The following is a 541-nucleotide window of genomic DNA, read 5'->3' as shown; positions in this document are numbered from 1 at the left end:
TGCCCGGAGTGTGGCGGCCGGCTGGTGAGCGACACCGAGCACGGCGAGACCGTCTGTACCGACTGTGGGCTCGTCGTCGAGACCGACGAGATCGACCGTGGGCCGGAGTGGCGCGCGTTCGATTCGGCCGAGCGCGACCAGAAGTCCCGCGTCGGGGCCCCGACGACGAACATGATGCACGACAAGGGCCTCTCGACCAACATCGGCTGGCAGGACAAGGACGCCTACGGCAACAGCCTCTCCAGCCGCCAGCGCCAGAAAATGCAGCGTCTGCGCACCTGGAACGAGCGATTCCGCACCAGGGACTCGAAGGAGCGCAACCTCAAGCAAGCGTTGGGCGAGATCGACCGCATGGCGAGCGCGCTCGGTCTCCCCGACTCCGTGCGCGAGACCGCGAGCGTGATCTACCGTCGCGCGCTCGACGAGGACCTCCTTCCCGGACGCTCCATCGAGGGCGTCTCCACGAGCGCGCTCTACGCCGCCGCCCGACAGGCCGGCACCCCCCGGAGCCTCGACGAGATCGCCACCGTCTCCAGGGTCG

The 541-nt window shown here is 69.1% G+C and carries 1 protein-coding gene; it reads left to right on the top strand.

What is annotated here, in order from left to right; translation table 11 throughout:
- On the top strand, positions 1–541 hold a 541-nt coding region (locus TX76_RS16915; RefSeq protein WP_324185993.1), incomplete at both ends, for a transcription initiation factor IIB.

The organism is Halococcus agarilyticus, assembly GCF_000334895.1.
Lineage (GTDB): Archaea > Halobacteriota > Halobacteria > Halobacteriales > Halococcaceae > Halococcus > Halococcus agarilyticus.
The sequence above is the reverse complement of the archived record's forward strand: the minus strand, read 5'-3'. Positions and strand labels throughout refer to the sequence as shown.